The sequence below is a fragment of the Phaeacidiphilus oryzae TH49 genome (assembly GCF_000744815.1).
Classification (GTDB): domain Bacteria; phylum Actinomycetota; class Actinomycetes; order Streptomycetales; family Streptomycetaceae; genus Phaeacidiphilus; species Phaeacidiphilus oryzae.
The window spans coordinates 4,139,295-4,161,964 of the sequence record NZ_JQMQ01000005.1; the positions used below are offsets into that span (position 1 = coordinate 4,139,295).

Below are 22,670 nucleotides of genomic sequence, written 5' to 3' on the forward strand. Positions count from 1 at the left end.
CCCGGGGCGGGCGGCCCGGGAGGAAATCCGACCCCCGTGGCCCGATCCTTGCGGAACACGTCCTCCGGGCCACTGTCCCACGCCGCACCCTAACCCCAGACTCGTGGGCGTGACCACCACCCCGTCGACGCAGCCCCAGCGCAGCGCAGCAGCGGCGCCGCCGCCCGCTCCCCGCTTCCACTACGCCTGGATCATCGCCGCCGTCTCCCTCCTCACCCTCGTCGGCGCCGCGGGCTTCCGTTCCACCCCCGGCCTGCTGATGGACCCGTTGCACATGGAGTTCGGCTGGTCGCACGGCACGATCTCGTCGGCCGCCTCCGTCAACCTCGCCCTCTACGGCCTGACCTCGCCGTTCGCCGCCGCGCTGATGGAGCGGTTCGGCATCCGCCCGGTCCTCGCCGGCGCGCTCACCCTGATCGCCGTCGGCAGCGGACTCACCGTCTTCATGACCGCGAGCTGGCAGCTGATCCTCTGCTGGGGTGTGCTCGTCGGCCTCGGCACCGGTTCGATGGCGATGGCCTTCGTGGCCACCGTCACCGACCGCTGGTTCGCCGCCCGCCGAGGCGTGGTCACCGGTGTGCTGACCGCCGCCGGCTCGGCCGGGAACCTGGTCTTCCTGCCCGTCCTCAGCTGGCTGATCACCACCTACGGCTGGCGGGCCGCCTCGCTCACCGTCGGCGCCTGCTCCCTCGCCGTCGTGCCCCTCGTCCTGCTGCTGCTCCGCGAGCACCCGGCGGACCTCGGTCTCGCCCCCTACGGCGCGACGGTCCCGGTGCCCCGCCCGGAGCGCACCACCGGCGCGGGTCTCCGCGCCCTCAGGGTGCTCGCCTCGGCCGCCCGCACCCGCCCGTTCTGGCTGCTGGCCGGGACCTTCGCGATCTGCGGGGCGACCACCAACGGCCTGGTCGGCACCCACTTCGTGCCGGCCGCCGGCGACCACGGCATGGCCGAGACGACCGCCTCCGGCCTCCTCGCCCTCAGCGGGCTCTTCGACGTGGTCGGCACGATCGCCTCCGGCTGGCTGACCGACCGCTTCAACCCCCGCCGGCTCCTCGGCACCTACTACTTCCTGCGGGGCTGCTCGCTGGCCGTGCTCCCGCTGCTCTTCGCCCGCACCGTGCACCCCAGCATGCTGGTCTTCGTCATCTTCTACGGCCTCGACTGGGTGGCCACCGTCCCGCCGACGATCGCCATCGCCCGCCGCGAGTACGGTGCCGACGCGCCGATCGTCTTCGGCTGGGTGGCGGCCGCCCACCAGGTGGGGGCGGCGGTGGTGGCGGTGGCGGCCGGCTTCCTCCGCGACGCCCTGGGCGACTACGACCCGGTCTGGTACGCCGCGGGCGCGCTGTGCGTGGCCGCCGCGGCGGGGGCGCTGGCGCTGCGCGAGCGCGGCCCCGCCACGCCCCGAACGCTGCGCCGCAGGCGCGCGTAAGGGGCGCGGGGAACTGCGCGGCCCGCCGCTTACGGTCCGCACTCGGCAACGGAGTCCGGGTTGCAACCCGGTGGCCGATGCCGAGTGCGGACCGTAGTCGCCTGGGCGCGCAGTTCCCCGCGCCCCTTACGCGCGCCTGCGGCGCAGCGCCGGGGCGGCGATCAGCCCAGCTCGAAGCGTCCGCGGTAGAAGACCAGCGGCCCTGACGCGTCCGCGTCCTGGCGCGCCAAGAGGTCTCGGACCCGTCCGAGGACGATCAGATGATCGCCCCCCACATGCACGGCCTGGATCGTGCAGTCCACCCACGCCAGCGCCCCCGCCAGCCGCGGCGACCCGGTCGCCTGCGTCGGCTCCCACTCCACGCCCGCGAACTTGTCCGCCCCCGTGCTGCTGCTCACCGCGAACGACCGGCACAGCTCCTGCTGGTCCGCCGCCAGGATGTTCGCGCAGAACGCCCCCGACCGCGCGATCCGCGGCCAGGAGGAGGAGGTGCGCGCCACGCTGAAGGACACCAGCGGCGGATCGAGGGACAGCGAGCCGAAGCTCTGGCAGGCGAAGCCGACCGGCTCTCCGTCCCGCGTCCGCGCGGCGATCACCGTGACGCCGGTCGCGAAGTGCCCCAGCACCGAACGGAGTTCATCGGCCCCGGGGCCGCCCGCGTCCGGGCTCGGCGGCGGCGCGCTCGCCGCCACCACCGGCCCCGGCGAGGGCTCGGCGCCGGCCCCCCGCGGCACCCCCAGGTGACGCACCGCGGCGATCGCCATGGCCTGATGCCCCATCAGCCTTCCCTCCTCGCACTCACAGGGAGCCCGCGTCCTCCGCGGCCCCCTCCTCGTCTGCCCGCTCCCGCCGGCACACAGCCAGCGCGTCCAGTGCCACCGCGCCCCGCCCGGCGGGCAGCACCGTCAGCGGGTTGATCTCCAGCCCGGCCAGCCGGTCGCCGACCTCGAAGGCCATCCGCTGCACCCGCATCACCACGTCCACCAGCGCGTCGACGTCCAGCGGCGGTCCGCCCCGCACCCCGTCGAGCAGCGCCCGGCCGCGCAGCTCGCCGACCATGCGGTGGGCCTCCTCGCAGGTGAACGGCGGCACCCGGACGGCGGTATCGTCGAGCACCTCGACGAGGGTGCCCCCCATGCCGACGGTGACCACCGGACCGAAGACCGGGTCGTGGCTCAGCCCGACCGCCATCTCCGCGCCGGCGTCCACCATCTGGCAGACAAGTACACCGTCCAGTCGGTCTATTCCCGCCGCCCGAGCGTTCTCGGTGAGCTCGCGGTACGCATCGCGTACCTGGCTGGCCGAAGTCAATCCGATCTTGACCAGGCCGAGTTCGGTCTTGTGCGCGGCGTCCGGCGCGGAGCCCTTCAGCACCACCGGGTAGCCGACGACCCCGGCCGCCCGGACCGCCCCGGCGGCGCTGTTCACCAACTGCTCGCGCGGCACCCGGATCCCGTAGGCGCGCAGCAGCTGCTTGGCGGAGACCTCGCTGAGCTGGGTCTGCGCGCCGCCCTCGCCGTCCAGCAGGCGCAGCGCCTTGGCCTGGCCGGCGCAGGGGGCGGTGGGCGCGTCCTCGAAGGGGCTGCGGTAGCCGGCGGTGAAGCGGTGGTGGTCGAGCCAGGCCCGCACGGCCCGTACGCAGTTGCCGAAGGAGCGGAAGGTGGCCACCCGCCGGGAGCCCAGCAGCACCTCCCGGTAGGCCGGTTCGGTGCCGACGGGGGAGCCCCAGACCACGCAGACCAGCTTGTCGGTGGTCTCGGCGGCGGCCACCAGGTCGGCCACCAGGCGGTCGCTGAGCGGCGGGAAGGGCCCGGTGACGGGGCAGATCAGCACGCCCACCTCCGGATCGTCCAGCAGCGCGTCGATGATCTTCCGGCCGCGCTCGTCGCCGACCGGATGGCCGCCGCAGTCCACCGGGTTGGAGACGTCGAGGTAGCCGGGTATCCACTGGTGGAGCTGGGCCTGCCGCTCCGGGGAGAGCCGGGGGAGCGGCAGTCCCGCCGCCGAGGCCAGGTCGGCGAAGTGGGCGCCGGTGCCGCCGGAGATGGAGTACACCGCGACGCCCTCCGCTCGCGGCGGCTTCGCCCGGGCCAGCAGGGCGGCGGTGTCCTGGAGTTCGTCCAGGCCGTCCACCCGGACCACGCCGAACTGCCGCATCGCGGCGTCCGCCACCCGGTCCTGGCCGGTGAGCTTCCCGGTGTGGGTGGCGGCCGAGCGGGCGCCGGCGTCGGTACGGCCGACCTTCACCGCGACCACCGGCACCCCGCGCCGCGCGGCGTGGTCGGCGGCGAGGAGGAACGCCCGGCCGTCCTTGATCCCCTCCAGATAGGCGGCGATCGCGCCGACCTCGGGCTGGTCGGCGAACCAGCCGAGGAAGTCGGCGACTTCGAGGTCGGCCTCGTTGCCGGTGGGCGCCCAGTGGCTGAGCCGGATGCCGAGCTGCTGGAGGGCGAAGACCGGGCGGCCCTGGTGGCCGCTCTGCGTGACCAGGGCGATGGCCGGGCCCTCCAGGTCGTCCCGGAAGGTCTCGAAGGCGTTGAGGTTGGTGTTGGGGCCGAGCAGCCGCAGGCCGGTCGGGGCCTCCTCGATCTGCCGGGCCAGCCGCTCCTGGGCGGCCCGGCCCTCGGCGCCGGTCTCGGCGAAGCCGCCCGCGAAGGCGACCGCGAACCGGGCCTTGGCCTCGACGAGTTCGGGGATCAGCGGCGCCGGGTCGGCGACCAGCAGCACGGCCAGGTCGAGGGTGCCGACCTCGTCGGGGAGGTCGGTGACGGAGGAGTAGCAGGTCAGGCCGTCCACCTCGGTGCGGCCGGGGTTGACCGGGTAGAGGCGGGCGCCGACCCGGTCGGCCCAGGCGCGGAGCTGCCTGGTGATCCCGGTGCTGGGTCTGCCGGGGGTGTCGGAGGCGCCGACGACGGCGACGCTCTCGGGTCGGAAGAACCGGTCCAGGTCGACCTCGCGGCGCCGGAGCGGGCGCCCTCCGGTATCGGTGGCGTTGTCCGGGTATGCCGAGCCGATCGGGTGGGCTCCCTGGGCCGCGCGGTCGGCGGTCAGGCGGAACTGGTCCAGCATCGGTGGTTGCCCCCAATCCCCGAAATCTGACGGACCATCAGATTACCGAGTGGTCAAGCTGCCGGAAAGGGGGCGGAACGCCTGGAGAGCAGGAAACTGACACACCGTCAGGTCGTCCGAGGGGGAGGGAGTGAGGGGTGTGAGCTTGGCCACAAACGCTCCGGCATACGGGGGAGGCGTGGAGGCTCCCGGGGTCGGATGTTCGGGAGAGAGGTAGCGTGACGGGACGACACAGCCCTGATCGCAAATCGATCGACCGCCCGAACCCGTATCCGAACGCAACGCGCGAGCAGGCGCGTTCACGACCGACCACGGAGCAGCATGTCCCGCCACGCCCGTTCCGCCGCAGACTCCCGGGCCGCCCGCAGGGCCTCCCGCAAGGGGCCCCGCGGCGCGATGGTCGGCTGGGGCGCCGCCGCGGTGGTCGTGCTGACGGCGGCCGGCGGCACCGTCCAGGCGGCGACCGGCCACCACATCCCGGGGCTGGGCGCCCTCGACGAACTCTCCGCCGGCGGCGGCTCGGGCGGTTCGGGCGGTGCCGCGGCGGCGGCCCCGGTCCTGCCCGACGGCCGCAGCGCCTCCGCGCACCAGGCCGCGATGGACGGCGGCCCCCGGCCGACCGTCACCGGCTACGCCTCGATACCCGGCGTCGGAGCGGCCTTCGCCAAGCGGATACCGTCCGACAGCCGCCAGGTCGTCCTGATGAGCGGGGCCGGCCGGAACAAGAACACCGGCACCCTCACCCTCTGGACCAGGAACGCGCAGGGGCGCTGGACGGCCGGCCCGTCCTGGCCCGCGCGGAACGCGCTGCGCGGCTGGACCACCGACCACCACCTCGACGACCTCCGAAGCCCGATCGGGGTCTACTCGCTCACCGACGCGGGCGGCCTGAAGGCCAATCCGGGCACCAGCCTCCCGTACGACCACTCCTCGTCGTTCGTGGCGGTGGGCCGGGGATTCGAAGGCGAGTCGCTCGCCGGGGCGTTCGACTACGTGGTGGCCATCGACTACAACCACGTGGCCGGGAGCTCGCCGCTGGACGCGCGCCGCCCGATGGGCGAGGACCGCGGGGGCGGCATCTGGCTGCATGTGGACCACGGGGGTCCGACGCATGGCTGCGTGGCCCTCCCCGAGCCCGACATCAAGCGCCTCCTCACCGAGCTGGACCCCGCCGCCCACCCCGTGATCGTCATGGGCGACGCGTCCACGCTGGCAGCGTGACCCGCCGCGCAACTCGCGCCGTAGGCGCCCTTCAGGGGCCCGGGGAACTGCGCGCCCGGCCGTCTGCGGCGGGGTGCTCGGCGACGGCCGCTGCGTTGCAACCCGTTCTCCGTCGCCGCCTGCGGCAGTGTGCCGCGCTGGCCGCGCAGTTCCCCGCGCCCCTTGAGTCGCTCCGCAACTCGGCCTGCGCCGCAGGGTTGCTGCGCAACGCGCCCGTGCCGTAGGCGCCCTCCAGGGGCGCGGGGAACTGCGCGCCCGGCCGTCTGCGGCGGGGTGCTCGGCGACGGTCGCTGGGTTGCAATCCGGACTCCGTTGCCGCCTGCGGCTGTGTGCGGTGCTGGCCGCGCAGTTCCTCGCGCCCCTTGAGTTGCTCCGCAACTCGGGCTGCGCCGCAGGGGCGCGGGGAACTGCGCGCCCGGCCGCCTGTGGCGCGGTGCTCGGCGGCGGCCGCTGCGTTGCAGCCCGTTCTCCGTTGCCGCCTGCGGCAGTGTGTCGCGCAGTTCCTCGCGCCCTTGAGTTGTCGCGCGCGTCAGGGCGGCAGCTGACGGGGCGTAGGAAACGCCGCCGCCCGGGTGACGGTCGCGCCGAAGCTCCGGCGCAGCCGGGATGCTCGGGGGGTGATCAAGATCTCTCGGGCCCGCGCCCTCCTCGCCTCCGGCGCGCTCGCTCTCGCCGGCCTGTTCAGCACCGCCGCCGCCGCGGCGCCCGCGCCCGCGACCGCCCACGCCCCCGCGCTCACCGTCCCCGCCCCGCCGACCGCCGCCGACCTCCTCTGCCCGCGGATCGCGGACCCGCTGGCCGCCGCCGCGGACCGCCGGGTGGACGTCCGGCGGATCACCCCCGCGCCGGTCTACCGCACCACCTGCGACGAGCTGTACCGCGCGGACGGCCGCGGCCCGGACGTCGTCTTCGCCGAGGGCTTCCAGCCGAAGGCCCCGATCAACGGCCAGTACGACGTGGCCTCCTACGTGGACCGCAACCAGCCGTCCCCGTACGTCTCCACGACCTACGACCACGACCTGTACAAGAAGTGGAAGTCGGCCTGGAACTACTACATCGACGCCCCCGGCGGCATCGACGTCAACAAGACCATCGGCACCACCCACCGCTGGGCCTTCCAGCACGAGGTGGCCTTCCCCGGCGGCGTGGCCAGCCGCTACATCGTCGGCGCCTGCCCGGTGAACACCGAGACCCGCACCGAGATCCTGCCGGACTGCGTCCGCAACCCGGAGTACCTCCCCTGGCACCTGCTGCCCGCGGCCTTCCCCACCGCGTACGCGCCGTACGCGCCGGCCTCCCGCTGACCTCTCCGCCAACGCGGCCGACCGGCGCCTTGCCTTCGCGAGGAACTGACGGTACATCAGATCCCACGGAGAACTGACACACCGTCAGGTTGGAGACCGGATGGACGCCGAGCTCAGCCCCGAACAGGACGAGATCCGCCGCACCCTGCGCGATCTCCTCGCGAAGCACTGCACCAGCGACGCCCTCCGGGCCGCCGCCGACTCCCCGGCAGGCCACGACCCCGAACTCTGGAGCCGCCTGACCGCACTCGGCCTCCCCGGCCTCCTCCAGCCCGCCGAGCTCGGCGGCCTCGACCTGACCCCGGTCGACCTCGCCGTCGTCGCCGAGGAGACCGGCCGGGCCCTGCTCCCGGCCCCGCTCCTCGGCGGCTGGCTGGCCGCCTCTGCCCTCACCGAGGCCGCCGCCCCCGCGCTCACCGCCCCCGCGCTCACCACCCCCGCAGTCACCGTCCCCGCCTCCGCCGAAGCGGCGTCGGCGCGGGCCCGCCTCGCCTCCGGCGCGGCGACCGGCGCCCTCTGCCTGGCCGAGACCGTCGCCGCCCTCCCCGCCGCGCCGGCGTCCGCCGGCGGAGGCCGGGCCGGCGGCCTCCAGGCCCGCCCCGCCCCCGAGGGACCGGAGGGCGGCTGGCTCCTCTACGGCGAGGCCCCCACCGTCCTCGATGGCGCCGCCGCCGACCTCCTCGTGGTCACCGCGCACACCGGCGGCTACCCCCGCTCCCGCAGCGTCCTGCTGCTGGTGGACGGCGGCGCCCCCGGCGTCCGCAGGACCCGGCTGCCCGCGCTGGACGACACCCGGAGCCTCGCCCGGGTGGAGTTCCGCGACGCCCCCGCCGCCCTGCTGGCCGACCCGGCCCCGGACCCGGCGGCCGGCACCGCCGCCCTGGCCGCCGTCGCCGTCGCCGCGCAGGCCGTCGGCGCCGCCCGGGAGTCGCTGGGCCGCGCGGTCGAGCACGCCCGCACCCGCGAGCAGTTCGGCCGGCCGATCGGCGCCAACCAGGCCCTGGCGCACGCCCTCGCCGACGTCCATGTCGCCGTGCAGAGCGCCCGCGCCACCGTCCTCCACGCGGCCTGGTCGCTCTCCGTGGCCGAACCCGACCCCACCGACCCCGCGCTGGCCCTCGCCGCCGCCCTGGACGCCCAGACCCTGGCCGCCGGCACCGCGATCCAGGTGCACGGCGGGCTGGGCATCACCTGGGAGCACGACGCCCAGCTCTTCTACAAGCGGGCCGCCGCCGACGAGCTCCTCTTCGGCCCCGCGCACGCCCTCCGGGCCCGCGCGGCGGACGCCGCCGGCCTCCTCGCCGACCTCTGAGCAGGCCCCGAGGCCCCCGAGGCCGCCGAGACCCCGTGGCCCCGAGCCACCGACCCCCGCCCCCGCCACCCCAAGGGAGACGCCATGCCTGACCCCTCGTCGAGCAGCAGAGCTACGGCCGCCAGGGACGCCTTCGTGCAGAGGGTCTCCTCCAGCCGGGCCTTCGCCGCGATCGCGCCGCGGGTCCTGCCGCATCTGGACCGCGCGGTCCACCAGCTCAGCAACGGGAAGGTGATGATCAGCCAGTACATGCTGCCGTCGCTGTTCCTGACCACCACCGGCCGGCGCAGCGGCGCCCCCAGGGTCACCCCGCTGGCCTGCCTTCCCGAGCCGGAGACCGGGACGATCCTGGTGGTCGGCTCCAACTTCGGCCGCCCCCGGCATCCGGCCTGGACCGGAAACCTGCTGGCGGAGCCGGAGGCGCGGGCGGAGCACAGGGGCCGGACCTTCCCGGTCCGGGCCCGGCTGCTGGAGGGCGACCAGCGCGAGGAGGCCTGGCAGAAGCTGCTGCGGATGTGGCCGCCGTACGCGACCTACCAGAAGCGCGTCGACCGGCAGCTGCGGATCTTCCGCCTGACCCCGTCCGACGGGGCCGAGGCGGCGGGCGCGAGCGAAGGAGTGGGCGCGGGCGAGGCCGCGGGCGAGGCCGGACAGGATTGAGGGCGGCCTCCCGCCGCTGCGGAAAGCCGCCCTGTGGACGGTTGGCGCGCATCGTTCCCCAGCGCCCGAGGAGGCTCGGGCGGGGAAGACCCCAATCCGGCGTACCTCCCCCGAGGCACGCCCGGCGCGGGACCCGGCCGGACAGGATGCCGGGCTGCGCGCGACGTGCGGGCGGTCGGTCCGATCCGATCGCCGCCGCGGTCTTGCCCGACGCCGTCTACTTCGGCGGCTTCTTGCCGGTCATGCCGAGGCAGACCAGCAGGGCCAGGTTGGGCTTGAGCTCCTTGGCCTTCACGCCGGCCGACTCGAAGCCCTTCTGGTGCTCGGCCACCGCGGCGAGCATGGCCACCAGCGAGCCGGCGACCGCCGGTGCGCTGACGGACTTCTCCACCTTGCCGGAGGACTGGAGCGACTTCAGGCCGTCGGTCAGTGCGTTGGTGACCGCGGTGAGGATCTTCTGGCGGATCTTGAAGAACCGCTTGTCCCCTTCCGCGGCACCGAGCGCCACCACTCGCAGGATCGGCTCGTTGTCGGCCCAGAAGGTGAAGAACCCGTCCACCAGGTCCTCTGCCGTCTGATAGCCGGACTTGCCGACCCATGACTTGTCGGAGGCGAGGTCCTTGAGGACCGACCCCTCCTTGGCCACATCGTCCGCGATCTCGAGAACGGCGCCCTCGACATCGGGGAAGTACTGGTAGAACGTTGCGGGGGAGGTACCCGCCATCCGGGCGACGTCGATGACCTTGACGTCCCGGTACGGCGACGTGCTGAGCATCTCGCGGAGGTTGTCCAGCAGCTTCTGCCGGGTGGCCTGACCGCGTCGCCCGGCGACGCGACCGTCGACGGTGCGAACTTGTCCTGTCATGCCGTCAGTTTACCTAGCCAAGATCCGGGCGCGATCCGGCGGTGGAACCGGATGCGCCGTCAGGCTGACGGCCCGTCGGACGCCCGGAGGCCCCTTCTCACCGGCGGTTCCGGCCCTCCGGCGGCCCTCCTGACGGCCTCCCGGCCGCCCTTCCGGCGCCGCCCCCGGCGCGAGGGATCAGGACACCCGTTCGAGTGGCCGATCGCTTCCGGACCGCCGGACCGCCAGCCCGCCGGGCCGCCGCCCCGCCGCCTCGGCCCCCGCTGGGCGGTTGTCCGAGGCTGCCGCGGGTACCCCGGCTGTGACCGCGCTGTGGACGAGGACGCCGTTTCCCCACCGTTCCTCACCACTCCACCCGGCCTCCAGCCGAACTCCCCGTCAACTCCGTTACCGGACGAGCGGGTTCGGTTTCGGCGGGGGCGCTCGGCCGCGGCCGCGCGTGTGGGGCCGGTGAAGCAACGGTGAAGGCGCGTCCGGCGCGCTGGGGGGCGGTTGGCCCGGAGGCCCGGCGGCAGGGGAGAATCGCCGGGGCAGCCGGGGAGCCACGGGGGAGCCGCGGGGGGAAGGAGCCAGGGAACGTGGAGCACATGGAGCAGCTCACGGCGCATGACCCGCGTCGGATCGGCCAGTTCGAGGTGCTGGGCCGGCTCGGTGCCGGCGGGATGGGGCTGGTGTACCTGGCCAGGTCGGCCGCCGGCCGGCGGGTGGCGATCAAGACCGTGCGCGCGGAGCTCGCCGAGGACCAGCTGTTCCGGGTCCGGTTCAGCCGCGAGATCGCCGCGGCCAAGAAGGTCAGCGGCTTCTACACGGCCGCCGTGGTGGACGCCGACGCGGACGCGCCGGTGCCCTGGCTGGCCACCGCGTACGTGCCGGCGCCCTCGCTCGAGGACCTGGTGACCGAATGCGGGCCGCTTCCGGTGGACGCGGTGCGGTGGATCACCGCGGGGATCGCCGAGGCGCTCCAGTCGATCCATCAGGTCGGTCTCGTCCACCGGGACTTGAAACCGTCCAATGTGCTGGTCACCGAGGACGGCCCGCGGGTGATCGACTTCGGGATCGCGGCCGGGGTCTCGCACACCCGGCTGACCATGACCAACGTGGCGGTCGGCACCCCCGCGTACATGTCACCCGAGCAGGCCCGGGACAGCCGGGGGGTGACCGCCGCGAGCGACGTCTTCTCGCTGGGCTCGCTGGTGGTCTTCGCGGCCACCGGCCACGCCCCCTACCACGGGGCCAACCCGGTCGAGACCGTCTTCCAGCTGCTGCGCTCGGAGACCGACCTCAGTGGGCTGCCGGAGGAGCTGGACGCCGTGGTCAAGGGCCTGATGCGGCCCGCTCCGGAGAAGCGCACCGATCTGGCCTCCCTTCAGTCGGACCTCGCCCCCCATCTGTTCGCGCGGGTGGACGAGGGCGACGACGACGCGGTGCAGTGGCTGCCCGAGGTCGCCCTGGACCTGATCGAGCGCCGGCGGCACCGGCGCTCCGCGCGGATCGCGGCGCAGCCCTCGGTGGCCGCCCCGGTCCCGTCCCCGGCGTCCCCGGTGCCCCCGGCGCGGACCGGGGCGCCGGCCGTGACCCGGGACCCGTCGACCGCGCCCTCGCTGCGCCCGGCCCCGGCGGGACCGCCGGGACGGCCGGGCCGGGCCGCGCCGGACGAGCCGGTACGGCTGCCGGGCGTCTCCGTGCCGATCACCCCGGGCCCGTACGCGGCCCCGGCGATCCCCCCGCCGCCGGCGCCGGAACCGGTCAACGAGTTCCTGGCGCAGGGGGCGCGCGCGGAGGCCGGCCCGGCGCCGGCGGCGCTCGCGGTCCCGTCCGCCGCCCCGGCGGTCCCCCCGCCGTCCGCCGCACGGGAGGTCGCCCGCCCGTACTCGCCGTCCGCCGCCTCCGCCGCCGCGACCGGGCGCGGAGCGCACCGCGGAGCCCCCGCCCGGGAGAGCGGCGGCGGTGACGGAGGCGGCGAGGCCGGAACCACCTCGGGCCGCTGGCGGCCGTGGCGGTTCCGGATGTCCAACGACATCTGGACCCGGCCGGTGGTCTGGGAGGGCACCCTCTTCGTCAACTCCTTCGAGGTCCACGCGCTGGAGATCGCCACCGGGCGGCGCCGCTTCAAGACCCGCGACGTGGCCTGGGCGATGGCGGTCGCCGACGGCCGGGTGCACGCGGCCGACGGGCCGAGCCTCTACACGGTCGCCGCCACGGACGGCGGAGAGACCTGGCGGACCGGCCTCAACGGCTGGGTGTACTCGATCGACGCGGGCGGCGGCGCGGTCTGCGTGGGCTCGCGCGGCGGCGGGGTCCAGGTCCGCTCGGCGATCGACGGCAGCGAGATGTGGCGCGCCGACGACGCCCAGCAGGAGTACGAGAACCCCCACTCCGGGCCCTGCGTGGTCGGCGAGTCCGTGTACTACCGGGGTTCCGGGCAGCTGCACGCGATCGACCTGACGACGGGCCGGCGCCGCTGGTCGCGGCGGGTCGGCGAGGACGTGCCGTCCCGCCCGGTGCTGGCCGGCGGCGTGCTGTACGTCACGGCGGGCAACCAGGTGCTGGCGCTGGACGAGGAGTCAGGCGCGGAGCGCTGGCGCGCGGAGGGCCAGGTCGTCCTCTTCACCCCGCCGGCCCTGGACGAGGCCGGCGGCCTCTACACCGCCGACTACCTGGGCACCGTCAGCGCCCTCGACGCGGCCACGGGCGAGCTCCGCTGGCGGGCGCGTACGGGCGGGGCCCGGCAGGGGGCGGACCCGGCGGTGGTCGCGGGCGGCGCGGTGCTGGTCGCCTCCGGGGCGGTGCTGTACGCGTTCGGGGCGGAGGACGGCCGCGAGCGGTGGCGCTACTCCGCCCGCGGGGAGATCTCCGGCGCCCCGGCGGCGGCCGACGGCCTGGTGCACGTCGGCAGCCGCGACCACTCCCTCCACACCCTGGACCTCGCGACGGGCCGGCCGCGCTGGAAACTGGACACCGGCGGCGAGGTCTCCGGCTCCCCGCTGGTCTCCGGCGGGCGGGTCTTCGCCTGCTCCAAGGACCGCTGCGTCTACGCCCTGGACGCCGCGAAGGGCACCGCCCGCTAGCTGTAGTGGCCCGCGCCCCTTGCCCGCGCCTGCGGCGCTGCGCCTGGGGCGGAAAGCCCTACGCGCGGGCCTCGGGGTGGCGGAGGCACCAGCCGGCCCAGGCGGAGCCGATCATCTCGCGGACGTCGTAGCGCGCCTCCCAGCCCAGCTCCTTGGAGATCGCCTCCGCGGAGGCGACGATCCGCGCCGGGTCGCCCGGCCGCCGGGCGACCACCTCGCCGCTCGCGTCCCTGCCGGTGACCTCGCCGATCACGTCGAGGATCCCCCGCACGGAGACCCCCTCGCCGCGGCCGATGTTCAGCACCAGCTCGGTCTTCTCGCCGCCCTCGGACTCCAGCCGCCGCACCGCCGCCGCGTGGGCGCTCGCCACGTCCGCGACGTGGATGTAGTCGCGGATGCAGGTGCCGTCCGGCGTCGGGTAGTCGTCGCCGAAGACCAGCGGCTGCTGACCCTTGGTCAGCCGCTCGAAGACCATCGGCACCAGGTTGAGGATCGCCGGGTCGCCCAGCTCCGCGGTGGCCGCGCCGGCCACGTTGAAGTAGCGCAGCGAGACGGTGCCCATCCCGTGGGCCCGCCCGGTCGCGGCCACCAGCCACTCGCCGACGCGCTTGGTCTCCCCGTACGGGCTCATCGGCACGCAGGGCGTCTCCTCGGTGACCAGCTCCACGTCCGGCATCCCGTAGACGGCGGCGGAGGAGGACAGCAGGAAGGACTTCACCCCGGTGGCGGCCGCGGCCGCGAGCACCACCCGCAGCCCCTCCACGTTCTCGTGGTAGTACCGCAGCGGCTGCTCGACGCTCTCGCCGACCTGCTTCTTCGCCGCGATGTGGAGGACGCCCGTGACGCCGTGCTCGCGCATGGCGGACTCGACCAGCGCTCCGTCCAGGGTGCTGCCGGTGACCAGCGGCACCTCCGCGGGAAGGCGGTCCGCGCTGCCCGTGCTCAGGTCGTCCAGCACGACCACGCGCTTGCCGTCCTCGAGCAGCGCGCGCACGACGTGCGCGCCGATGTAGCCGGCGCCGCCGGTGATGAGCCAAGTCATGCCGGGCATCCTAACCTCGGCCCCGGTGGGCCCCTGAACAAGAGCTGTCAGTCGTGTGTGAGTCATGTGACTTTCAGGCGCCCGAGGGCGAAATTGCCAGGTTGAGGCGGTAGCGTCGCGCCGCATGTCCCGACCAGCCCTCAGCCACCACCCGCCGGAGAACATCCGGCGGCCCCTGCCGAAGCGCCTGGACTCCCTGACCAGTCTGCGGTTCTTCGCCGCCTTCGCCGTGTTCGCCCACCACTTCACGGGCTTCGGCGGATTGACCGGTATGGGCAGGGCTCCGCTGATCTACCCGTACTCCCAGATCGGCGCGTACGGGGTGGACTTCTTCTTCGTGCTGTCGGGCTTCCTGCTGACCTGGATCTACAAGCCGGGCGAGCACCTCGGGTCGTACTACTGGCGGCGCTTCGGCCGGATCTTCCCGGCCACCCTGGCGGCGCTGCCGCTGGCGATCTTCGCCGACTACTACCTGAGCGGCGTGCGGATCAACTGGTTCGGCCTGATCAGCTCCGTCCTGCTGATCCAGACCTGGTTCCCGCACATCCAGCCGGAGCTGCCCGGCAACGGCGTCACCTGGACGCTCAGTGTCGAGCTGCTGTTCTACGCGCTCTTCCCGCTGGCCGTCGGCTGGATCCTGCGGATGCGCAGCCGCTGGCTGGTGCCGCTCACCGCGGCGAGCCTGCTGGCGATGTACGCGGTGTGCTGGTGGTCGGCAGCGAACTTCAGCCAGTCCATCGCGGGATGGGTGATGCGCACCCCCCTGGTGTACCTCCCCGTCTTCCTCACCGGCATGACCACGGCGGTTCTGCTGAAACGCGGCTGGCGGCTGCGGATGCACCCGGCGCTGCCGGTGCTGCTGGTGCTCGGCTACACCGTCGCCTACTACCAGGGCCGGGCCCATCTGTCCGCGAGCCTGGTGGCGCAGCTGGACTATCTGGTGCGGCCGGTGGTCACCGTGCTGAGCGCGCTGGTGGTGACGGCGTTCGTGGAGCGGGAGCTCCTCGGGCGGAAGGGCCTGCTGAACCGCCGCCTCCTGGTGAACCTCGGAGTCTGGTCGTACTCCTTCTACCTCCTCCACCAGTCGGTCACCCGGATCCTCGAATGGCTCATCGGCCGGCTGCCGGACGCGAACGTGACCCTGATCGCGCTGCTTCTCGTCGGCGTCCTGGCGAACCTCCTGTCCTGGGCCATGTTCCGGTGGGTCGAGGAGCCCGCCGAGCGGTGGTGGCGGGCCCGCGTCCCGGAGCGCTGGCGGCGCCAACCGGAGTTCGTGGCCCAACCAGCCCCTGTACAGGCTCCGATAGGATGATGTTTGCCTGGAGTCCTCTTACCTGCCCGGCTTACCCGGCGGTCCGGCGACCCGTCACCGACGGCGCCTGATCGGAAGGGTGGGCCGGGTTCGGTCTGAGCTCCTGGTTCTGCGGCCGACGGGGAACCAAGGGCCACGGCCCGGCGTTGTCACCGCGGCCGCGCGGCCACCTGCTTTCTGAAGTTGTCAGTTAGGAAATCCGCATGACCTCGACCGTGGTGACTCAGGACGCCCAGGCGGAGGCCGCGCCGGCCGATGCCGAGGGTGGGCGCGACGTGCCAGACGTCAGCGTCATCGTCATCTGCTTCAACGACGGTGACCGACTGCCCCGAGCCGTCAGCTCCGTTCTGAACCAGTCGCTGCGCAACGTCGAGATCTTGATCGTCGACGACTGCTCCACCGACGGCAGCTTCGACGTGGCCCGGCGGCTCGCCGCCGCCAACCCGGACCGGGTGCGCGCCCTCCAGCTGGAGGAGAACTCGGGTGGCTGCGGGGAGCCCCGCAACCGCGGCATCTCCGAGGCCCGCGGCACCTATGTGATGTTCCTGGACTCGGACGACGAGCTGGAGCTGGACGCCTGCCGCAACATGGTGGAGGCCGCCGAGCGCACCGAGGCCGACCTGGTCTCCGGGCTGACGGTCCGCCGGCACCTGGACAACCGGCACGGCAAGACCGTCGAGTGGTACCCCTGGCTGTACAAGCGGACGCAGACCCTGGAGTCCGTGGCGGAGCTGCCCGACCTGCTGGTCTGGGACACCCTCTCCACCAACAAGTGCTACCGCCGCGACTTCCTCCTCAACCAGGGCATGGTCTTCGTCCGCGGACTGCACTACGAGGACCTCCTCTTCTCCTCCCAGGCGTACGTCCGGGCCAGCCGGATCACCCTGATCCCCAACGTCGTCTACTACTGGGACGTGGTGGACAAGGCCGCGATCAAGTCCATCTCGAACTCCCGCGGCGACATCCGGAACTTCACCGACCGGCTGGAGATGCACCGCCGGATCGACGCGCTCCTCGCCGAGCGCGGCCTGGACGAGCTGAAGCTGCAGAAGGACATCAAGTTCCTCAAGCACGACCTGGTCCTCCACCTGCGCGACCTGCCGTTCCTCGGCGTGGAGTTCCGGCACGAGTTCGCCGAGCTCGCCCGCGCCTACCTGGACGGCATCCAGTCCGCGGCCTACGACGAGGTGACGCCGATCCACCGGATCTGCGCCTACCTCCTGGCCCGGGACGACTGGGACAACCTGATGCCGGCCATCGACACCCTGATCAACCGGAACAAGGTGTCCTCGCCGCTGGTCGAGCGGGACGGCAAGGTCTACTTCTGCGCCGCGCACCTGGACACCGAGGAGGGCCGCCGGCTCCTCGACGTCACCGAGTCGGGCTACCACAACAAGCGGATCGACCAGCTCGACCTGCGCAACCAGATCACCGGCTACCACGAGGGCCCGGACGGGGCGACCATCTCCGGGCGGATCGTCAACCCGCTGGGCAAGATCGGGCCGGACGCCAGGCTGAGCGCCCGGATGCTGTTCAAGGCCCGCCGCCGCTCCCTGCAGTCCTTCACCTTCCCGGTCCGCGAGGTCCGCTACGACGGCGACGGCATCGTCTGGGAGACCACCGCCGACCTCGCCCGCCAGCTCCACCCGCTGGGCGTCATCGACGCGGTCTGGGACGTCTTCCTCTACCTGGACGCCGACGGGCGGGAGACCCGTACCGCGCTCACCGTCGGCGACTACGACCTGCGCGGCGGCGCCCTGCCGGTCCGGCCGCGGCTGACCCGGCTGGTCGCCGACGGCTTCGAGCCGTCCGCGTCCGCCAAGGGCCACCTGGCCTTCGTCCTCACCCAGCACGGCAACGCCAGCAAGCGGTTCCACGAGCTCTTCTGGGGCCAGCAGGGCCCGCACGGCGAGGCCCAGGACCTCGGCCCGGTCGGCAAGATCGCCCGGACCGGGATGCGCTCGGTGACCCGGACCGCCCGCCGGATGGACCGGCTGCGCAAGCAGGCCGGCTCCGGCGACTCGAAGATCCGCGCCTACCACGAGGTGCTGCTGAAGCTGCCGGTGGTGAAGGGCCAGGTGGTCTTCGAGAGCCACCTCGGCAAGCAGTACAGCGACAGCCCGCGGGCCATCTACGAGGAGCTGGTCCGGCGCGGGGTGCCGATCAAGCCGATCTGGTCCTACGCCGGGTCGAAGCCGGAGGGCTTCCCCAAGGACGTGAAGCTGGTCAAGCGCTGGTCCTGGGAGTACCTGCGGGCGCTCGCCCAGGCCGAGTTCTGGGTGGACAACCAGGGCTTCCCGCTGAAGCTGGCCAAGCGCCCGGAGACCACCTACGTCCAGACCTGGCACGGCTCCGCCCTCAAGCGGATGGGCTTCGACCAGGCCGAGTACAAGGTGGCCGGGTACCAGGAGCAGGCCCAGTACCAGAAGTCGCTGGACCGCTTCGACAAGTTCTGCATCCGCTCCGAGCACGACGTCCGCACCCTCGCCCGGGCCTACCGGCTGAAGCCGGAGGTGCTGGCCCGGGTCGGCTACCCGCGCAACGACATGCTGGTCGCCGCCCGCAGGTCGGGGGAGCGCGACCAGGAGCTGGCCCGCGAGCTGGGCATCCCCGAGGGCCGCAAGGTGCTGCTCTACGCGCCGACCTTCCGGTCCCACCAGGGCGGCGGCGTGAAGAAGTTCGAGCTGCCCTTCGACGTGGAGCGGTTCGCCGACCGCTTCGGCGACCAGGTCACCCTGCTGATGCGCTGCCACTACCTCAACTCGGTAGTGCTGCCGCCGTCCGTGCGCGGCCGGGTCATCGACGTCTCCACCTACCACGACATCTCGCCGCTGCTCGCCCTCGCCGACGGGCTGATCACCGACTACTCCTCGGTGATGTTCGACTACGCGCTGCTGGACCGGCCGATCATCTACTTCACGTACGACTACGAGGAGTACGTGCAGGACACCCGCGGCACCTACTTCGACCTGACCGCGGTCGCCCCCGGGCCGATGGTCTTCGACGAGGAGCAACTCTTCGACGCGGTGGGCGAGTTCGAAGCCCGCGCGGTCGACTACGCCGAGGCCAGGCAGCGCTTCGTCAAGGAGTTCGGCGAGTACGACCAGGGGGACGCCGCCGCCCGCATCGTCGACGAGGTCTTTCTCTCCAGGAGCAGCAAGTGACGGCCGAGCAGAAGAACGTCAAGCCCCGCGACATCTTCATCATCTCGAACAGCTGGAACGAGATGGGCGGCGTCGCGCGGTGGTCGCACCAGGTGGCCTCGCTCTTCGCGGCGAAGGGCCACCGGGTCACCCAGGTCGGCATCGTGCCGGCCCCGGACGGCACCCTGGACGTCGGGCCGATCGACCAACTCCCGTACCGCGCGGTCACCTTGCACGAGGCGCATCCCGGCCCGGCCTGGTGGCCGAAGAAGCCCTGGGACCGGCTGAACGTCGCCGCCCAGCGCAAGGAGGCCGGGCGGCAGGCGGAGATCCAGCGGGCGGCGGACCAGCTCTCGGCGATGTTCCGGGCGGCCAAGCCGGGGGCGATGGTCATCGTCACCCAGGTGTGGGCGATGGAGTGGGTGGCGCGGGCCGACTGGGCCGGGCTGCCGGTCATCGGGATGAGCCACGAGTCCTTCGAGTACTCCAAGCCCTCCTCCCGCTTCCAGCGGGTGCAGAAGTGGTACAAGGACGTCGACCGGCTGGTCCTCCTCACCCAGGAGGACGCGGACCTGTGGATCCGCCAGGGGATGAACCAGGCCACCTCGATGGCCAACCCGATGCCCTTCATGCCGGAGGTCCCCTCCCCGCGCGACCAGAAGACCGTCCTCTGCGTCGGCCGGCTCACCGAGCAGAAGGGGCTGGACATGCTCCTCGACGCCTGGGCCGAGGCCTCGCAGGGCCGTCCGGACTGGACGCTGCGGCTGGTCGGCTCCGGCGAGGACGAGGAGGCCCTCCGCAAGCAGTGCCACGAGCTGGGCCTGGACTCCTCGGTCGACTTCTTCGGCCAGAGCCAGGACGTGCCCGGCCAGCTGCGGCGGGCGTCGATCTTCGTGCAGTCCTCGCGCGGCGAGGGCTTCCCGATGACGCTGCTGGAGGCGATGGCGACGGGGCTTCCGTGCGTCGCGTTCGACTGCGCGCCGGGCGTCCGCGAGATCGTCCAGGACGAGTACGACGGCCTCCTGGCCACCCTGGGCAACACCTCCGAACTCGCCCGCAAGCTGGGCCGCCTGATGGACGACAAGGAGCTGCGCGACCTGATGGGCGACCGCGCGCGCAAGGACGTCCAGCGCTTCGCGCCGGACACCATCGAAGCCCGCTGGGAGGAACTGTTCGCCCTGCTGGAGCGGTAACGTTCCGGCGCCCGCGGTTCCCCGCGCCCCGGACGGGCCCTTCGGGCGCCCTCCGGGGCGATCACGCCCGTACGGCACCCCGCCCGGCGATCACCGGGCGGTGTCGCCGCTCCCGCGGCGGGCCGCGCGCAACCGCAGCCGCCAGGGCACGATCGCGGACTCCAGCTGCACGGCCAGGCTCATCTTGGACTCGCCCGTGTGCCGTTCCGCGAACCGGATCGGGATCTCGACGGCGGTCCAACCCGCCTGCACGGCACGGAACTTGAGTTCGACCTGGAAGCTGTATCCGGCACTCTCCAGCCGGCCGAGGCCGATCGCCCGCAGGGCCTCCGCGTCCCACAGGTTGAAGCCGGCGGTGATGTCCCGGATGCGGGTGGAGAGGATCGTCCCGGCGTACGCGTTGGCCCAGCGGGAGAGCAGCCGGCGGTGCCAACCCCACTCCTCGGCCAGCTCGCCGCCGGGGACGTAGCGGCTGCCGACGACGAGTCCGGCCTGGCTGGAGAGGGCGGTGCCGAGCATCCGCGGCACGGCCTCCGCGGGGTGGCTGCCGTCGGCGTCCATCTGCACCACGTACCGCGCGCCCTCCTCGACGGCGGTGGCCATCCCGGCGGCGTAGGCGCGGCCGAGGCCGTCCTTGGCGGTGCGGTGGAGCACCCGCATCCGGGGGCGGCCGTCGGCGGTGCTCTCCTCGTTGGCCTGGGTGGCGAGCTTCTCGGCCAGCTCGCCGGTGCCGTCCGGACTGGAATCGTCGACCACCATCAGCTGCAGCCCGGGCAACGGGAGGGCCAGGACCTCCTCGGCCGTTCCCGGCAGGCTGCCGCATTCGTTGTAGGTCGGCATGACCACGGTCACCGGCGTGTCGGCCCACTCCGCGGGGAGGGGCTGCTGCTGAAGCTTCGTCACAGCCGGGAGCCTAAGCCCGGGGGGTGAACCCCGAGCGCCCTCGTCACCCTATTGAGGCAAGGGTTGGGGCAAAGTTCAACTTGCCCGGTAAGGGCGGGGAAAGACCTGGGAGAAGGCGGGGACAGGGCCCTGCGGACGGCCCCCCGAACGGTCCCCGGACCGGTCCCGGGCGGCCTTGGGATCAGATCAGCGCCCAGCGCGGCAGCGGCGGGCAGTCGGGTACCGGCGGCTGCTCGAAGACCACCCGGACCGGGGCCCCGATCCGCGGCTCGGGCGCACGCTGCGCCGGGCGGCGGCGCCGTCCGCCACCGGGCCCGCCGGACGCGGGGGCGCCGCCCTGCCCATGGCCCTGTCCCTGTCCGTGCCCGGGGCCTTGCTGCGACTCCGCGGCGAGGTCGCCGACCAGCCGGATCCCCGGATCCTCCGCCAGCTCGACCAGCAGCACCGGGTACGGCGCCCGCTCCTGGTAGGCGGGCGGCAGCGGCGGGTGGGCGATGACGAAGGACCAGATCCGACCGCGCCCGCTGACCGGCCGCCACTCGCTCGCGAAGGACCTGCAGTACGGGCAGCAGGGCCGGGGCGGGAAGCGCAGCCGGCCGCAGTCCGCGCAGGCCTGGATCCGCAGCTCGCCGCGGGCGGCGTAGTCCCAGAACGGCGCGCCGTCCTCGTCCACGGCGGGGACGAGGAGTCCGGGGGCGGTGGAGGTCATCGCCGGCCCCCCTCTCCGGCGCGGAGGATGAGGGCCGAGGTGGGCACGCACTCCCCGGCGGTGACCAGCGCCGAGGACGCCCCCGGCACCTGCGCGGTGGAGTCCCCGCGCAACTGCCGGACCGCCTCGGTGATGTGGTTGAAGCCGTGGAGATAGCCCTCGGAGAGGCCGCCGCCCCCGGTGTTCACCGGCAGCCGGCCGCCGAGTTCCAGCGCCCCGCCCTCGGTGAACGCCCCGCCCTCGCCGCGCCCGCAGAAGCCGTAGGCCTCCAGGGTGAAGAGCACCTGCGGGGTGAAGGCGTCGGCCATCTGCGCGCAGTCGATCTCCTCGGGGGTGAGGTCGGCGTTCTTCCACAGGGTGTGGGCGGCGGTCCAGCCCGGGCTGGCGAGCGGGTCCTCGCACCAGTAGTCGACCATCCCGTGGTGGAGCGGCGGCAGCGACTGGGTCGCGGCGTGCACCAGGACGGGCCGGCGCGGGCAGTCCCGGGCGCGCTCGGCGCCGACCACCACGCAGGCCAGGGCGCCGTCGGTGTCCAGGCAGTTGTCGTAGAGGCAGAGCGGCTCGGATATCCAGCGGGCGTCCATGTACATCTCGCGGGTCAGCGGGCGCTCGTACATGATCGCGGCCGGGTTCTGGTTGGCCCGGTTGCGGCAGGCCAGGGCGACGTTGAAGAGGTGGTCGCGGGTGGCGCCGTACTCGTGGAGGTAGCGGCGGGTGAGCATGGCGACCTCGTCGGCGGGGCGGAGGAGGCCGAACGGGCGGGTCCACTGGGCGGCGACCGGCTGGCGTTCGCCGCCCTGGCGCGGCTGCGCGGGGCCGGGCCGGGGTTCGGCGGCGGCGCCGGGGGCCTGCCAGGGCCGCCCGCGCGGTCCGCGCCGGCGCGAGCGCCAGGCGACGCCGACGGTGGCCTGTCCCGCGGCGATCGCGGCGGCCAGCTGGGCGACGGTGGCGCAGGACCCGCCGCCGCCGTACCCGGTGCGGCTGAACCAGGTGAGGTCGCCGAGGCCGAGCGCGGCCGCGAGCTCGACCTCGTCGGTCTCCTCCAGGGTGTAGGAGGCGAGGGCGTCCACCTCGCCGGGGTCGATCCCGGCGTCCTCGAGCGCGGCGAGGACGGCCCGGCAGGCGAGTTCCTTCCCGGACTCCACCGGATGCTCCGGCGGCCTCCCGGGCGGGTGCCCGCCGAACCGGGTCTGCCCGATCCCGACGATGGCCGTGCGGTCCTTGAAGCCGTCGAGCATGCCGAACCACGCCCTCCCGAGGCCGCAGAACATTATCTGACGGTCCGTCAGAATAGCTTGGCGAGGGCTTTTGCCGCGACCCGCCGCCGACATAATCTGACGTCGAGTCAGAAAACCCTAGGGAGGGCGTGGACATGGGCGCTGACGTGGATGGGGGCCTGGAGGGGGACGTGGACGGGGGCGCGGCGGGGGGCGGGCG

16 protein-coding genes are annotated in these 22,670 nt (G+C 73.6%); 9 read left to right on the forward strand and 7 right to left on the reverse strand.

From position 1 onward, the window contains the following. The first annotated feature begins 109 nt into the window (after positions 1 to 109). Positions 110 to 1,432, forward strand: coding sequence for an MFS transporter (locus BS73_RS22145; RefSeq protein ID WP_037580621.1), 1,323 nt, complete (start codon positions 110 to 112; stop codon positions 1,430 to 1,432). Between the two features lie 161 nt (positions 1,433 to 1,593). Here BS73_RS22145 and BS73_RS22150 read toward each other — a convergent pair whose 3' ends face one another. After that, positions 1,594 to 2,211: a flavin reductase family protein gene (locus tag BS73_RS22150; RefSeq protein WP_037575095.1), complete on the reverse strand. Its 618-nt coding sequence runs from the start codon at positions 2,209 to 2,211 to the stop codon at positions 1,594 to 1,596. Between the two features lie 19 nt (positions 2,212 to 2,230). Next, complete coding sequence (locus BS73_RS22155; protein ID WP_051940268.1) at positions 2,231 to 4,501, reverse strand: acetate--CoA ligase family protein; 2,271 nt, start codon at positions 4,499 to 4,501, stop codon at positions 2,231 to 2,233. 321 nt (positions 4,502 to 4,822) lie between these two features. Between BS73_RS22155 and BS73_RS22160 the strand changes: the two genes are divergently transcribed. The 4 genes from BS73_RS22160 (at position 4,823) to BS73_RS22175 (ending at position 8,998) form a co-directional block, all read left to right on the forward strand. Continuing rightward, positions 4,823 to 5,722: a L,D-transpeptidase family protein gene (locus BS73_RS22160; protein WP_235215491.1), complete on the forward strand. Its 900-nt coding sequence runs from the start codon at positions 4,823 to 4,825 to the stop codon at positions 5,720 to 5,722. Positions 5,723 to 6,342: 620 nt separating this feature from the next. Further along, complete coding sequence (locus tag BS73_RS22165; RefSeq protein WP_051941515.1) at positions 6,343 to 7,026, forward strand: ADP-ribosyltransferase; 684 nt, start codon at positions 6,343 to 6,345, stop codon at positions 7,024 to 7,026. Between the two features lie 100 nt (positions 7,027 to 7,126). Next, a complete protein-coding gene (locus BS73_RS22170; protein WP_037575098.1) occupies positions 7,127 to 8,338 on the forward strand; it encodes an acyl-CoA dehydrogenase family protein in 1,212 nt (403 codons plus the stop codon). Positions 8,339 to 8,422: 84 nt separating this feature from the next. Continuing rightward, positions 8,423 to 8,998 (forward strand): nitroreductase family deazaflavin-dependent oxidoreductase, encoded by a 576-nt coding sequence (locus BS73_RS22175; RefSeq protein WP_051940271.1) that lies wholly within the window; start codon positions 8,423 to 8,425, stop codon positions 8,996 to 8,998. 217 nt (positions 8,999 to 9,215) lie between these two features. On the opposite strand, the gene BS73_RS22180 is transcribed toward BS73_RS22175, so the two are convergent. Then, entirely contained in the window at positions 9,216 to 9,863 is a 648-nt protein-coding gene (locus BS73_RS22180; RefSeq protein ID WP_037575101.1) for a TetR family transcriptional regulator, read from the reverse strand. A 587-nt stretch (positions 9,864 to 10,450) separates the two neighbouring features. On the opposite strand from BS73_RS22180, the gene BS73_RS22185 reads away from it, so the two are divergent. After that, positions 10,451 to 12,931, forward strand: a complete 2,481-nt coding sequence (locus tag BS73_RS22185) for an outer membrane protein assembly factor BamB family protein (RefSeq protein WP_037575104.1) — start codon at positions 10,451 to 10,453, stop codon at positions 12,929 to 12,931. Positions 12,932 to 12,989: 58 nt separating this feature from the next. Here the strand turns inward: BS73_RS22185 and galE are convergent, their stop codons facing one another. After that, complete coding sequence (gene galE / locus BS73_RS22190) at positions 12,990 to 13,973, reverse strand: UDP-glucose 4-epimerase GalE (RefSeq protein ID WP_037575107.1); 984 nt, start codon at positions 13,971 to 13,973, stop codon at positions 12,990 to 12,992. A gap of 124 nt (positions 13,974 to 14,097) precedes the next feature. Between galE and BS73_RS22195 the strand changes: the two genes are divergently transcribed. From BS73_RS22195 to BS73_RS22205, 3 genes are all read left to right on the forward strand, one after another. Then, complete coding sequence (locus BS73_RS22195; protein ID WP_051940272.1) at positions 14,098 to 15,285, forward strand: acyltransferase family protein; 1,188 nt, start codon at positions 14,098 to 14,100, stop codon at positions 15,283 to 15,285. 203 nt (positions 15,286 to 15,488) lie between these two features. Continuing rightward, positions 15,489 to 18,449, forward strand: coding sequence for a bifunctional glycosyltransferase/CDP-glycerol:glycerophosphate glycerophosphotransferase (locus BS73_RS22200; protein ID WP_084704264.1), 2,961 nt, complete (start codon positions 15,489 to 15,491; stop codon positions 18,447 to 18,449). A 62-nt stretch (positions 18,450 to 18,511) separates the two neighbouring features. Further along, entirely contained in the window at positions 18,512 to 19,621 is a 1,110-nt protein-coding gene (locus BS73_RS22205) for a glycosyltransferase (protein WP_051941516.1), read from the forward strand. A gap of 90 nt (positions 19,622 to 19,711) precedes the next feature. Here BS73_RS22205 and BS73_RS22210 read toward each other — a convergent pair whose 3' ends face one another. From BS73_RS22210 to BS73_RS22220, 3 genes are all read right to left on the reverse strand, one after another. After that, positions 19,712 to 20,461: a polyprenol monophosphomannose synthase gene (locus tag BS73_RS22210; RefSeq protein ID WP_051941517.1), complete on the reverse strand. Its 750-nt coding sequence runs from the start codon at positions 20,459 to 20,461 to the stop codon at positions 19,712 to 19,714. 244 nt (positions 20,462 to 20,705) lie between these two features. Further along, positions 20,706 to 21,233 (reverse strand): OB-fold domain-containing protein, encoded by a 528-nt coding sequence (locus tag BS73_RS22215; protein ID WP_037575113.1) that lies wholly within the window; start codon positions 21,231 to 21,233, stop codon positions 20,706 to 20,708. Next, positions 21,230 to 22,471: a thiolase C-terminal domain-containing protein gene (locus tag BS73_RS22220; RefSeq protein WP_037580634.1), complete on the reverse strand. Its 1,242-nt coding sequence runs from the start codon at positions 22,469 to 22,471 to the stop codon at positions 21,230 to 21,232. Before BS73_RS22220 ends, BS73_RS22215 begins: the two co-directional genes overlap by 4 nt. Positions 22,472 to 22,670 lie beyond the last annotated feature (199 nt).

What these genes read in the sequence shown, in the direction of transcription:
- BS73_RS22150 (WP_037575095.1), bottom strand. Translation starts at nt 2,211, where the DNA reads ATGGGGCATCAGGCCATGGCGATCGCCGCGGTGCGTCACCTGGGGGTG.
- BS73_RS22155 (WP_051940268.1), bottom strand. Translation starts at nt 4,501, where the DNA reads ATGCTGGACCAGTTCCGCCTGACCGCCGACCGCGCGGCCCAGGGAGCC.
- BS73_RS22160 (WP_235215491.1), top strand. Translation starts at nt 4,823, where the DNA reads ATGTCCCGCCACGCCCGTTCCGCCGCAGACTCCCGGGCCGCCCGCAGG.
- BS73_RS22170 (WP_037575098.1), top strand. Translation starts at nt 7,127, where the DNA reads ATGGACGCCGAGCTCAGCCCCGAACAGGACGAGATCCGCCGCACCCTG.
- BS73_RS22175 (WP_051940271.1), top strand. Translation starts at nt 8,423, where the DNA reads ATGCCTGACCCCTCGTCGAGCAGCAGAGCTACGGCCGCCAGGGACGCC.
- BS73_RS22180 (WP_037575101.1), bottom strand. Translation starts at nt 9,863, where the DNA reads ATGACAGGACAAGTTCGCACCGTCGACGGTCGCGTCGCCGGGCGACGC.
- BS73_RS22185 (WP_037575104.1), top strand. Translation starts at nt 10,451, where the DNA reads ATGGAGCAGCTCACGGCGCATGACCCGCGTCGGATCGGCCAGTTCGAG.
- galE (WP_037575107.1), bottom strand. Translation starts at nt 13,973, where the DNA reads ATGACTTGGCTCATCACCGGCGGCGCCGGCTACATCGGCGCGCACGTC.
- BS73_RS22195 (WP_051940272.1), top strand. Translation starts at nt 14,098, where the DNA reads ATGTCCCGACCAGCCCTCAGCCACCACCCGCCGGAGAACATCCGGCGG.
- BS73_RS22200 (WP_084704264.1), top strand. Translation starts at nt 15,489, where the DNA reads ATGACCTCGACCGTGGTGACTCAGGACGCCCAGGCGGAGGCCGCGCCG.
- BS73_RS22205 (WP_051941516.1), top strand. Translation starts at nt 18,512, where the DNA reads ATGGGCGGCGTCGCGCGGTGGTCGCACCAGGTGGCCTCGCTCTTCGCG.
- BS73_RS22210 (WP_051941517.1), bottom strand. Translation starts at nt 20,461, where the DNA reads ATGCCGACCTACAACGAATGCGGCAGCCTGCCGGGAACGGCCGAGGAG.
- BS73_RS22215 (WP_037575113.1), bottom strand. Translation starts at nt 21,233, where the DNA reads ATGACCTCCACCGCCCCCGGACTCCTCGTCCCCGCCGTGGACGAGGAC.
- BS73_RS22220 (WP_037580634.1), bottom strand. Translation starts at nt 22,471, where the DNA reads ATGCTCGACGGCTTCAAGGACCGCACGGCCATCGTCGGGATCGGGCAG.